General features: G+C 63.6%; 8 protein-coding genes. All 8 read right to left on the bottom strand.

The genetic code is table 11. The features are described 5' to 3' along the window. Positions 1–47: 47 nt before the first annotated feature. The gene (gene rpoB / locus OQZ28_RS03050; protein WP_458135119.1) at positions 48–4,220 is read right to left on the bottom strand and encodes a DNA-directed RNA polymerase subunit beta; all 4,173 of its coding nucleotides are present in this window, start codon (positions 4,218–4,220) and stop codon (positions 48–50) included. 256 nt (positions 4,221–4,476) lie between these two features. Then, on the bottom strand, positions 4,477–4,851 hold the full coding sequence (rplL, locus tag OQZ28_RS03045) for a 50S ribosomal protein L7/L12 (RefSeq protein ID WP_078524563.1): 375 nt from the start codon (positions 4,849–4,851) through the stop codon (positions 4,477–4,479). A gap of 102 nt (positions 4,852–4,953) precedes the next feature. Next, on the bottom strand, positions 4,954–5,472 hold the full coding sequence (gene rplJ / locus OQZ28_RS03040; protein ID WP_078524564.1) for a 50S ribosomal protein L10: 519 nt from the start codon (positions 5,470–5,472) through the stop codon (positions 4,954–4,956). A 280-nt stretch (positions 5,473–5,752) separates the two neighbouring features. After that, positions 5,753–6,448 (bottom strand): 50S ribosomal protein L1, encoded by a 696-nt coding sequence (gene rplA / locus OQZ28_RS03035; RefSeq protein ID WP_458135118.1) that lies wholly within the window; start codon positions 6,446–6,448, stop codon positions 5,753–5,755. Positions 6,449–6,453: 5 nt separating this feature from the next. Next, complete coding sequence (gene rplK, locus OQZ28_RS03030; RefSeq protein WP_010513094.1) at positions 6,454–6,888, bottom strand: 50S ribosomal protein L11; 435 nt, start codon at positions 6,886–6,888, stop codon at positions 6,454–6,456. Positions 6,889–6,994: 106 nt separating this feature from the next. Beyond that, entirely contained in the window at positions 6,995–8,638 is a 1,644-nt protein-coding gene (locus tag OQZ28_RS03025) for an efflux transporter outer membrane subunit (RefSeq protein WP_458135117.1), read from the bottom strand. Continuing rightward, positions 8,635–9,921: an efflux RND transporter periplasmic adaptor subunit gene (locus tag OQZ28_RS03020; RefSeq protein WP_130730324.1), complete on the bottom strand. Its 1,287-nt coding sequence runs from the start codon at positions 9,919–9,921 to the stop codon at positions 8,635–8,637. Before OQZ28_RS03020 ends, OQZ28_RS03025 begins: the two co-directional genes overlap by 4 nt. Further along, positions 9,918–13,106, bottom strand: coding sequence for an efflux RND transporter permease subunit (locus OQZ28_RS03015; RefSeq protein ID WP_458135116.1), 3,189 nt, complete (start codon positions 13,104–13,106; stop codon positions 9,918–9,920). The genes OQZ28_RS03020 and OQZ28_RS03015 overlap by 4 nt, the downstream gene beginning before the upstream one ends. Positions 13,107–13,208: the final 102 nt, after the last annotated feature.

The following is a 13,208-nucleotide window of genomic DNA, read 5'->3' as shown; positions in this document are numbered from 1 at the left end:
CTCCTGAAAGAAAAATAGATGGACCGACGTGCAACATGCCGACCGGATCAGTTACCGCTCTGTTCCAGGTCAACATTCAGGCCAAGGGACTTCAGTTCCTTGATCAGCACGTTGAAGCTTTCCGGAATACCGGCCTCGAAATCATCCTGCTCGCGCACGATGGCCTCATAGACCTTGGTACGACCGGACACGTCATCCGATTTGACCGTCAGCATTTCCTGCAGCGTGTAGGCGGCGCCGTAGGCTTCGAGCGCCCACACTTCCATCTCACCAAAGCGCTGCCCACCGAACTGCGCCTTACCGCCCAGCGGCTGCTGGGTCACCAGCGAATACGGACCGATGGAGCGGGCATGGATCTTGTCATCAACAAGATGATGCAGCTTGAGCATGTAGATGTAGCCAACCGTGGTCTTGCGCTCGAACGGCTCGCCCGTGCGCCCGTCGATCAGCTGCGACTGGCCGGACTTGTCCACGCCCGCGCGGGTCAGCATCGCCTCGATATCGGGGATGGACGCGCCATCGAACACCGGGGTCGCGATCGGCACGCCCTTGCGCAGGTTGCCGCACAGCTCGAGAAGCTGGGCATCGGTCATGTCACCGATCTGCTCGTCATAAACCGCGTCGCCATAGACCGACTTCAGTTCATCAAGCAGCTCCTGCCGCTTCTCGCCCGTGCGCTGGTAGTCATTGGCCAACTGGCCGATCTGGCGGCCGATATTGGCACACGCCCAGCCCAGATGCGTCTCGAGGATCTGCCCCACGTTCATGCGCGAGGGCACGCCGAGCGGGTTGAGCACGATGTCAACCGACGTACCATCCTCAAGGAACGGCATGTCTTCCACCGGCACGACGCGCGAGACGACACCCTTGTTGCCATGGCGGCCGGCCATCTTGTCACCCGGCTGCAGCTTGCGCTTCACCGCGACAAAGACCTTGACCATCTTCATCACGCCCGGCGGCAGTTCGTCACCGCGCTGCAGCTTCTCGACCTTGTTGTCGAAGCGGGCCTGGATCTTGGCCACCGCCGCATCAAACTCGCGACGCAGGGTTTCAAGCTCCCCCATGACCTCATCGGACACCACGGTGATATTGCGCCACGCGCCACGCGGATGCTCGGACAGGACCTCGTCCGTGATCTCGGTGCCCGAGCGGATGCCCTTGAAGCCCGCACCCGCGGTCTGGCCGATCAGGTGCTCGCGCAGACGGTTGTAGAAGGAACGCTCCTGAATGGCGCGCTCGTCATCACGGTCCTTGGCGAGGCGTTCGATCTCGGCGCGCTCGATGGCCATCGCGCGCTCGTCCTTGTCCACGCCACGGCGGGAGAAGACGCGCACGTCCACGATGGTGCCGGTCGTGCCGGGCGGCAGCTTGAGCGAGGTGTCACGAACATCGGACGCCTTCTCGCCAAAGATGGCGCGCAGCAGCTTTTCTTCCGGCGTCATCGGGCTTTCGCCCTTGGGCGTGACCTTGCCGATCAGGATATCGCCGGGGTTCACTTCCGCGCCGACATAGACGATGCCCGCCTCGTCGAGGTTGCGCAGTGCTTCCTCGCCGACATTGGGAATGTCGCGCGTGATTTCTTCCTGGCCCAGCTTGGTGTCGCGGGCCATGACCTCGAATTCCTCGATATGGATCGAGGTAAACACGTCATCGCGCGCGATCCGCTCGGAAATCAGGATCGAATCTTCGAAGTTGTAACCGTTCCAGGGCATGAACGCGACCAGCACGTTGCGGCCCAGCGCCAGTTCACCCAGTTCAGTGGAGGGGCCATCGGCGATGATCTCGCCAGCCCGCACCTGGTCACCCACGCGCACCAGCGGGCGCTGGTTGATGCAGGTGGACTGGTTGGAGCGCATGTATTTGCGCAGGCGGTAGATATCCACGCCCTGTGTGGCACCACCCTCATCGGTGGCGCGCACCACGATACGCGCACCGTCGATCTGGTCCACCACGCCATGGCGGCGGGCCACGATGGCGGCACCGGAGTCGTGCGCCACGGCCGCTTCCATGCCCGTGCCGACCAGCGGCGCATCCGAGCGCACCAGCGGCACGGCCTGACGCTGCATGTTCGAGCCCATCAGGGCACGGTTGGCGTCATCGTTCTCAAGGAACGGGATGAGCGCTGCAGCAACCGAGACAAGCTGCTTGGGCGACACGTCGCAGGCAGTCACTTCGGTCGGCGGCACCTGGCGGAAGTCGCCGCCACGGCGCACGGACACCAGATCATCGGTCAGGTGGCCCTGCTCGTCCTGCTTCGCATCGGCCTGGGCGACGATCAGCCTCTCTTCTTCCATAGCGGAAAGGTATTTCCAGCCATCCTGAAGCACGCCGTCCTCGACCATGCGGTACGGGGTCTCGATAAAGCCGTACTTGTTCACCTTGGCGTAGGTGGCCAGCGAGTTGATCAGGCCGATGTTCGGGCCTTCAGGCGTCTCGATCGGGCAGATGCGGCCATAATGCGTCGGGTGCACGTCACGGACCTCGAAGCCCGCGCGCTCACGGGTCAGGCCACCCGGGCCAAGCGCCGAAAGGCGGCGCTTGTGCGTCACTTCAGACAGCGGGTTGGTCTGGTCCATGAACTGGCTGAGCTGCGAGGAACCGAAGAACTCGCGCACGGCAGCCGCCGCAGGCTTGGCGTTGATCAGGTCATGCGGCATGACGGTGTCGATATCGACCGAACCCATGCGCTCGCGGATGGCGCGCTCCATGCGCAGCAGGCCAACGCGGTACTGGTTTTCCATCAGTTCGCCCACGGAGCGGACACGACGGTTGCCAAGGTTGTCGATATCGTCGATCGCGCCGCGACCGTCCTTCAGCTCGCACATGATCTTGACGGTGCGCAGGATGTCTTCCTTGCGCAGCACGCGCACCGTGTCGGGCACGTCCACGCCCAGGCGCATGTTCATCTTAACGCGACCCACGGCGGACAGGTCATAGCGGTCGGGATCAAAGAACAGGCCGGAGAACATCGCTTCCGCCGTCTCGGGCGTGGGCGGCTCGCCGGGGCGCATGACGCGGTAGATGTCGGTCAGCGCTTCCTCGCGCGAGGCGTTCTTGTCCACTGCCAGCGTATTGCGGATCCACGGGCCATTGGCCGCGTCCACCGCCAGCGTGGTCAGCGTGGTCAGGCCTTCGCCCTCGAGTTCCTCAAGCTTCTGCTCGGTCAGCTCGTCGCCCGCCTCGGCATAGATCTCGCCGGTGTGCTCGTTGACGATGTCGCTGGCAATGAAGCGGCCAATCAGCCCTGCGGGGCCGACAAGCACTTCCTTGGTGGTCTCGGCGATCTTGCGGACCATGCGGGCGGTCAGCTTGGCGTCGGCCGGGGCCACTTCCTCACCGGTCTGGGCATCGATCAGCGGCTCGAGCAGCTTCTGGCCACGGAAGGCATCGGCATCGAAACGGCGCGCCCAGCCCTTCTCGGTCTTGGTGAACTCCACCTTGCCGTAGAAGTAGGACAGGATCTCATCAGGGTCCATGCCCTGGATTTCCATCGACTCGACATCCCCGCCCTCGGCGGCCTTGGCGGCGCGGGCGGCCTCCGAGACGGCGCCTTCAAGCGCGTACAGCAGCGTCGTGACCGGCAGCTTGCGCTTGCGGTCGATGCGGACGTAGATCAGGTCCTTGCTGTCGAACTCGAAATCGAGCCACGAGCCACGATAAGGAATGACACGGGCGGCAAACAGGAACTTGCCCGAGGAATGGGTCTTGCCCTTGTCATGATCAAAGAACACGCCGGGGCTGCGGTGCATCTGGCTGACGATGACGCGCTCGGTGCCGTTGATGATGAACGTGCCGTTATCGGTCATGAGCGGCATGTCGCCCATATAGACCGGCTGCTCCTTGATATCGCGGATCGAGCGCGACCCGGTATCCTCATCCACATCCCATACGATCAGGCGCAGGATCACCTTCAGCGGGGCGGCAAAGGTCAGCCCGCGCTGGATGCATTCCTCGACGTCGTATTTCGGCTCCTCGAGTTCGTAGCTTACGAACTCCAGACGCCCGCGCCCCGCGAAATCATTGATCGGAAAGACGGAACGGAACACTTCCTGCAGGCCCGTCGGCGTCCGGCTGTCGGGCGCCACATTCATCTGAAGGAACGTCTCGTAGCTTGCCCGCTGCACGTCGATCAGATTGGGCATCGGAGCCACTTCGGGTATGTGCCCGAAGCTCTTGCGGATGCGTTTGCGTCCCGTGAACGATTTCGTAATCGCGTTCATCGCCTATCCAGCCCCCATCCACACAGGCCCGCACGGTCGTGACACGGTCATGTCACGCGGACTGCGCGGCCCTTGAAAATCCTTGGCAGATCAACCGGACCTGCGCCCGATCAATCTTTCACTACCGCCAAAGGCACCCGAAGCCTTGCGGCCAGGGTGCCTGTAACGCCCAAGGGGGCGGAAACCAGACGGTTTCCACCCTCACCTGAACAATCAGCCTGAGTGCGTCATAAACGACGCATCCGGATTGGCCAACTTATTTGATTTCGACCGAAGCGCCGTTGTCTTCAAGGGTCTTCTTGATCTTCTCGGCTTCATCCTTGCTGGCGCCTTCCTTGATGGTCTTGGGCGCGCCCTCGACCAGGTCCTTGGCTTCCTTCAGGCCCAGACCGGTGATCGCACGGATTTCCTTAATCACGTTGATCTTCTTGTCGCCGGCCTTGGTCAGGACCACGTCGAACTCGGTCTTCTCTTCTGCCGGAGCAGCGCCAGCGCCCGGAGCGGCAACGGCAACAGCAGCCGGAGCAGCGGCGGAAACGCCCCACTTCTCTTCGAGCAGCTTGGACAGCTCAGCCGCTTCCAGAACGGTCAGGGCGGAAAGGTCTTCAACAATCTTGTTCAGATCGGCCATGGTATTGGTCTTCCTAATTTATACACTGGTTGGCACGACACAATCCCGTTTTTAGGGAAAATGCCGTTTTGTTGATAGCCCGGCGGGCCGGGCCATGGGGTCTCAGGCGGCTTCGCCCGTCTTGGCATAGGCACCAAAAACCCGTGCAAGCTGTCCGGCCGGTGCCTGCAGCACGCCTGCGATCCGCGTAGCGGGGGTGGAGATGAGCCCCACCAGCTGCGCGCGCAGAACGTCAAGCGACGGCAGTTCGGCCAGAGCCTTGATGCTTTCGACGTTGAGCGTCTGGGCACCAAGCGATCCGCCGAGCAGAACAAGCTTGTCATTGGTTTTGGCGAACTCGACGAGCACCTTCGCCACGGCTACCGGTTCATCCGCCCACGACAACGCGGTCGGCCCCTTCAGCAGCGGCTTGATGCCTTCGAACTGGGTCCCTGCCAGGGCGAGAGAGGCCAGCCGGTTCTTCGCGACCTTGTGTGTAGCTCCAGCCGCACGCACGCGACGCCGAAGGTCCGTCACATCAGCCACGCTCAGCCCGTCATTACGGGTGACAATGACCATGGACGTTTCAGCGAACACGGCTGCGAGGGAGGCAACAAACTCCCGCTTCTCCGTACGGTCCAAATCCCGTCTCCATCATCACCTGCCAGCCAGGGCCAGCAGGTAGGGTTTACCCTGGGGATGCGCCGACAAGCCGGCAACATCCCGGTTCGCCTGTCCTTTTAACGGAACAACCAGTGTGGGCTTTCGCCCCGATCCGGCAATCCCCGTCTTCCGGCTGCGGCCCTTTCGGGGCCATCAAGGCTTGCGCCACATCCGGTCATGGACAGGTTCGGAAACCGGCGGCAAGGCCGCCAGCCCCTGTCCCCTCCCCCTTAACGGGAAAGGGTCATTCCTTGGCTGATCAGCCCGCCGTGAAGGCGGCGACGTCAACCGTAACACCCGGCCCCATGGTGGAGGACAGGGCGATCTTCTTCACGTACGTGCCCTTGGCACCCGTGGGGCGGGCCTTCTGCACGGCATCCACGAATGCGCGGATGTTCTCGGCCAGCTTGGATTCGTCAAACGAAGCCTTGCCAACGCCTGCATGCACGATACCGGCCTTTTCAGCGCGGTATTCAACCTGGCCGGACTTGGCTGCGGAGACCGCGCCCTTCACGTCCATGGTCACGGTGCCCAGCTTGGGGTTGGGCATCAGGCCACGCGGGCCGAGGATCTTGCCCAGACGGCCCACGAGCGCCATCATGTCCGGCGTAGCAATGCAGCGGTCGAAGTTGATCTCGCCAGCCTGCACCTTCTCGGCCAGGTCCTCGGCGCCAACCACGTCGGCACCGGCGGCCTTCGCTTCCTCGGCCTTGGGGCCACGGGCGAACACGCCAACGCGCAGGGTCTTGCCCGTGCCGTTGGGCAGGGACAGCAGGCCACGGACCATCTGGTCGGCATGGCGCGGGTCAATGCCGAGGTTCATGGAGATCTCGACCGTCTCGTCGAACTTCGCCTTGGCGTTGTTCTTGATCAGGCTGATCGCCTCATCGAGGCCATACTGCTTGCTGGAATCGACTGCGGCGCGGGCTGCGGTCAGACGCTTGTTCTTTGCCATTGGTATCAGCCCTCCACCACGTCGAGGCCCATGGAGCGGGCAGAACCTGCCAGCATGCGCACGGCGCCGTCGATGTCGTTGGCGTTCATGTCTTTCTGCTTCGTCTCGGCAATCTCGCGCAGCTGCGCAATGGTCACCTTACCAACGCTCGCGGCCTTGCCTACGGTCGAGCTGCCCTTGGAGATCTTGGCAGCCTTCATCAGGAAGTAGGTGTTCGGCGGGGTCTTGGTAATGAAGCTGAACGTACGGTCGGCATAGGCGGTAATGACGACCGGGATCGGCATGCCGGGCTCGAGGCCCTGCGTCTTGGCGTTGAACTCCTTGCAGAACTGCATGATGTTCAGGCCGCGCTGGCCGAGTGCCGGACCAACCGGCGGTGACGGATTCGCCTTGCCGGCGGGAATTTGCAGCTTGATGTAGCCAACGATTTTTTTGGCCATATCCGGGGCTCCTGACTGTTTCACCCGGACCGCGGTTCTGGTGGCCACCCGCCTGCCCGCATGGGCAGGGCGGGCGACCTCCCGCGTTCCGATAAGAGGCGCGCACCTACCGCTGTTTTGGGGTGCCTGTCAAGTCTTTGTCATGGAATCCGCTGCCGGACAGGTCAAGGGACTCGGGGCCATTATCAACATTCACGCCGCTGACCGCCTTGGGCATGCGCAGATGGTTGTACTGCATCACGTCAAACGGGCGGATCTGCTTGTTGTTGGGCAGTTCGGCCGTGCTCCAGCCGCCACCGAGCGAGCGGATGAGTTCCACCTGCGCCTGCATGTAGCGGGTCTCGACCTGCACCTCGGCAATGCGGGCCTGAAGGGCCGCCACCTGCGCCACCACCACGTCGAGGTAGTTGGTCAGGCCGCCGGTATAGAGCTGCATGGTCATGTTCTGCGTGCGCATGGAGGCCTGAACGGCCTCGGCCTGCTGGCCTGCCTCGATGTTGAGGTCATGCGTCATGCTCAGCCCGTCTTCCACGTCCTTGAAGGCATCGAGCACGGTGGCGCGGTACTGGTCCTCCGACTGGCGGTACTGCGACCAGTTGCGTTGCAGCTCCGCCCGGCGCAGGCCACCCTGGAACAGCGGCAGCACCGCCTGGGCGGCATAATTGTACATGCCGTTGGCGATCTTATCGAGCGTGAAGCCGTTATCCATGAAACCGGCCATCGCGCTGAAGGTCACATGCGGGTAAAACGCCGCGCGTGAAATGCCAATGGCCCGGTTGGCCGCCGCCATGTGCCGCTCGGCGCTGGCGATATCGGGCCGCCGCTCCAGCAGGGTCGAGGGCAGGCCGACCGGAGTCTTGACCTTGGGGAAGCTGATCTGCCCGCGTGGCGCGATATGGAAGCTGGACGGCGCCACATTGCACAGGATGGCGATGGCATGCTCCATCACCGCGCGATGGGCCTGCAGGTCGGTATCCGCCGCCTGGGTCGAGGCAAGCTGGGTCTGCGCGCGGGCCACGTCGATGCCCGCCGCAATCGCGCCCGCCTGCCGCATCTTCGTGATCTGCACGGCGGTCTGGTAGTAGCGGATCGAGTCGAGATAGACGGCGTGCTGCGCGTCCATGCCGCGCAGCTGCATGTAGTCATTGGCCAGCTCGGACTGGATGCTCAGCCGCGCGGTGGCGAAATCGGCCGCCGCCGCCTGCGCCATGCGCTGCTGCACCCGCCTGCGGTTACGGATGGCCGACCAGAAATCCGGCTCCCACCGCGCCGTGGCGCTGTACTGCTCGGATGACATGTAGATCGGCCCCGTCGAACCCGCGCCACGCCACAACCTGTGCGACGACGCCTGATTGTTCGAGGCCCCGGTGCTGCCCGATATCTGCGGATAGAGATTGGACTGCGCCTCGGCGGCGATGTCACGCGCCTGGGTGAAGGTTTCCGCATCGGCCTGCAGGTTGGGGTTCATGCGGCTGGCGCGGTCCTCGAGGTCATCGAGAGTCGAGTCGTTGAAGACGGTCCACCAGTCGCCGCGCGGGGCGCCATCCTGCGGCGTGCCGTACTGCATCAGGCTGTCGCCCTTCCAGTTATCGGGCAGCAGGTAATGCTGGTGGCGGTATTTGGGCGCCAGGTCCACGCACCCGGCCAGGCTGCCCGCAAGGGCGGCGCACCCGGCCAGGGAAATCATACGACGCGAAAACATGCGACGGGGCAGGATAGGGCGTGACCGGCTGCACGGCGCCGCATTCATTGGCGCACTCCCGCGTCACCTGCGCTGTCATCTCCGGCTGGCATGGCGCGCACGTCATCTCCCTTGCCCACGGCAGGCGAAGCCGAGGCGCCAGCATCGTTATAGCCGGGCGTCGACCCGACCAGATAGACCTTCTGGCCTTCCAGCAGCCCTGCGGAAGGGTTGTTCACGATCCGGTCCTGCGGGCCGATGCCTGCCAGGATCTGCACTTTGGTACCCAGGTTCGTCCCCACCGTTACGTTACGCAGGCGAATGCGGTCATCCTTGTCCACCATCGCCACCTGCATGCCCTGCGCGCGAAATACGAGCGCGCCTTCAGGCACTATCAGGATATCGGGGTCGCCGGGTGCGACAAAGTGTACATTGGCGTAAGAATCCGGCCACAGCTCGCGCTTGTCGTTATCGACCACCAGTTCCGTGGTCACGGTGCGGGTGCCCGCGTTGAACGCCTTGGCGGTAGCAAGGAACTTGGCCTTGAACACCCGGCCCGGATATTGCGGCACCGACACGTCACCCTCGAGCTTGGGGCTGATGATATCGGCATAATCCTGCGGCACGGACACGAACACGCGCATGCGGTGCACATCGGCCACGCTGAACAGCTCGGTGGCCGTGCCGCGTGAGGAGACATCGCCACCGCCCGCGTTCACGTAGTCGCCCACATCGGCGAGGCGGGTGGTGACCACGCCATCAAACGGGGCGACAAGCTGCTTGAAGCCGATCAGCGCCGCATAGCGCGAGACCTCGTGGCGGGCGGCCTCGACCTCGGCCTGGCGGGCCTCGGCATCGGCGGCCTGCACGTCGACTTCCTGCTGCGAGACGGCCTGCGTGCCCTGCAGCGCGCGCCAGCGCCTGGCCGTGATCTGTGCCAGGCGGTAGCGCGCCATCGCCACGTCAAAATTGGCCTTTGAGGCCGCGTACTGCGCATCAAGGCCCGGCGTGTCGATGGTGGCCAGGATCTCGCCCGCCTTCACCTTGGCGCCGATATCCTTGTACCACATCTGCACATAGCCCGAGACCTGCGCATAGATCGGCGCCTGGTACCATGCCGAGATGTTGCCCGGCAGGTCGAGCGTGCGGGTGGTGGGGCCTTTTTCAGCCGTGATGACCTGCACGCGCGGGATGGCGGCATCCTGCGCCGCCTCCTTAAGGTTGGAGACATGGATGCGCCGCTCGAGAATGCCCCCGGCAACGATGGCAGCCACCACAACCCCGCCAAGGGTCACGTACAGCCGACCACGCCTGGACATGCGCGGCGTCTGGTTTTCCCCTGAGGCGGTCATGCGTGCTCTCCTTCGCCAGCGGCGGCTTTCTTGGACTTTCTGGAATGGATCAGCGCAAACACGCACGGCACGAACAAAAGCGTGGCGCAGGTGGCCACCAGCAGCCCGCCCATCACCGCGCGCCCGAGCGGCGCATTCTGTGAATTGCTCAGCGACATGGGCAGCATGCCGATGATCATGGCCGAAGCCGTCATCAGCACCGGGCGGATACGCTCATAACCCGCCTCGATCGCAGCCTTCACCGCATCGCCATGCAGGTCCATCCGCTCACGCGCAAACGAGACCACAAGGATGGAGTTGGCCGTGGCCGTGCCCATGCACATGATGGCTCCCGTCAGCGCCGGAACCGACAGCGCCGTGTGCGTGAGGAACAGCGCCCAGGCAATGCCGCCAAGCGCGCCCGGCAGGGCCGTGATGATGATGAACGGGTCAAGCCACGACTGGAAGTTGACGACGATGATCAGATACACCAGCAGGATCGACATCGCGAGGCCGCCGATCAGCTGGGTATAGGCCCCGTTCATGGTCGAGGCCTGGCCATAGATGGTCAGGCTGGAGCCCTGCGGCAATTCCTTGCGGGTCTCGTCCACCACGCGCTGGACCTCACGCGAGACCGCGCCAAGGTCCAGCCCCTCGTTCGAGGCATAGATGTTGAACACGGGCATGATGTTGTAGTGCGACACCTCGCCCGGCGTGCCAGTCTGCACGATCTGGCTCAGGCCACCAAGGATCTGCGGCGCCTTGTCGGACGGGTTGCCGTCGCCCTTGTCGATGGGGATGGTCTCGAGGTCGTTCATGGTCTGCAGGAACTGCAACGGCGTCTGGATATCGACCAGGTGCGAGACCCCGGTCTTGGGGTCGAGCCAGTAGGTCGGCGCCACCTGTCCGCTGCCCGACAGCACGGCAAGCGCGTTGTTGGCCACGTCCGCTTCCGTCAGGCCGGTGCCCAGCGCGTAGGTGCGGCGCGCGTTAACGCGCAGAGTGGGCGTGTTGAGCGGCTCCTGCACCGACACGTCGGCAATGCCGGTGACATGGCGCAGCTTCTCGGCCAGCTTCTCGGCAAAATCGAAATTGTCATACAGGTTGCGCCCCGATACCTGCACGTCGAGCGGCGCGGGCAGCCCGAAATTCAGGATCTTGGCTGTGAGGTCGGCAGGCATGAAGGTGATGTCGGTGCCGGGGAATTTCTCGGCCAGCCCCTTGCGCAGGATGCCACGGAACTTGGCCACCGGCGCTTCCTCGTCCTTCAGCGTCACGGTCAGGTCGCAGTCCTGCGCGCCGACGGTGGGCGTGGGAATGAAGGCCTGGTTGAGCGGGCTGAACGGCAGGCCGCAGTTATTGACAATGCCCTCGACCTGGCCGGGCAGCAGGCGCTCGATCTCGCCATTGACCAGCATGGCGATCTTGCCGGCTTCCGCGATCTTGGTGCCCATGGGCGCGCGCATGTGAATGGCCAGCGCGTTGGAATTGATCTCGGGGAAGAAGTCCTGCCCGGCAAACAGCAGCAGGCCCAGCGAGGCGAACGCCGCAAGCCCAAAGATAGGCACGAAGCGCCCGCGAATAAACAGCAGGTGCTCGAGCAGCGCCTTGTAGCGGTTGCGGAAGGTGACGAACCGGCGCTCGAACCCCTGCTGGAAGCGACCGAAGATGTTGGTCGGCTCATGGTGGCCGCCCTCCGCCTTGGCCTTGGCATGGGCTGCGACCTGCGCTGCGAGCATGTATTTGGCCATGGTCGGCACCAGCGTGCGCGACAGGATGAACGACGCGATCATGGCGAAAATGATGGCTTCCGCCATGGGCATGAACAGCCAGCCCGCAACGCCTGTGAGCTGGAACAGCGGCATCCACACGATACAGATGCACAATGTCGAGACGAAGGTGGGAATGACGATCTGGTTGGCGGCGTCGATGATGGCCGTCTCTAGATCCTTCTCCATTTCCAGATGCGCGTCGATGTTCTCGATCATCACCGTCGCATCATCGACCAGAATGCCCACGGCAAGCGCCAGGCCGCCAAGCGTCATGACGTTGATGGTCTGGCCCGCGGCCCCCAGCCCCACGACCGAGCACAGCATGGCCAGCGGGATGGAGGTGGCGATGATGACGGTCGATCGCCACGAACCGAGGAACAGCAGCACCACAAGGCTGGTCAGCAATGCTGCGGTGCCCATTTCCTGCACCACGTCGCGCACCGCCTCCTTCACGAAGGTCGAGGCATCGCCCAGCACGGTAATGTCAACCCCGGGCGGCAGCGTACGCACGATGGAGGGCAGCAGCGCCTTGATCCCGCTCACCACCGAAAGCGTCGAGGCATCGCCGCTTTTCATGATCACGATCAGCACCGCCTGGTGGCCCTTGACCAGCACCATGTTGGTCTGTGGCGGCCCACCTGCGTGCACCCATGCCACATCACGCAGGTAGACGACGGAATTCCCTTCCTGCTTGATGGGCATGTTGTTGAAACTGTCGATCTCCTCGGGCGAGGCGTTGGTCTGCACCATCCAGTCAAACGCGCCGATCTGCTGGTCGCCTGCTGGCAGCACGATGTTCTGCTTGCTCAGCGCGTTGCCGATATCGGTGGCCGAAAGCCCGTGGGCGAGCAGCTTGCTCTGGTCGAGATCGACCATGATGTTGCCCGGCTGGCCACCATAGGGGTTGGGAATGGCCGCCCCCGCAACCGAGACCAGTGCGGGCCGGATCAGGTTGGAGGACATGTCGTAGATCTGCGACGCGGTCATGGAATCCGATGAGACCTGCAACGTCAGCACCGGCACGGACGAGGCGTTGTAGGTCAGCACCAGGGGCGGCGTCATGCCCGCGGGCATCTGCTTGATGACGGTCTGGGAGACGGCGGTGATCTGCGTCTGCGCCACGGCGGTGTCGGTGCCGGGCTGGAAGAACACCTTGACGATGCCGCGCCCGTAATAGGACTGGCTCTCGATATGTTCGATATTGTTAACCGTGGCGGTCAGCGCGCGCTCGTAATAATAGACCACGCGGCCGGACATGTCCTCGGGCATGAGGCCGGTATAGGTCCAGCAGATCGCAACCACGGGGATGTTGATGCTGGGGAAGACATCGGTTGGCGTGCGGAGCAGGCCACGGACACCGAACACGACGATGAGAATGGACAGGACAACAAAAGTATAGGGCCGCTTGAGCGCGGTAACGACAATACCGTTCATGCGCGGCCTGTTGCCCCCTGCCCTGTCGGCAGGCCCGGCGCCATGAAGCACGCACAGGGCGCTCCGGGCCGGGACAGGTGGTGTTCTTGCATCTCTCGTCTC

The organism is Komagataeibacter sp. NFXK3, assembly GCF_054182245.1.
This window is presented reverse-complemented; position numbering and strand designations above follow the sequence as displayed.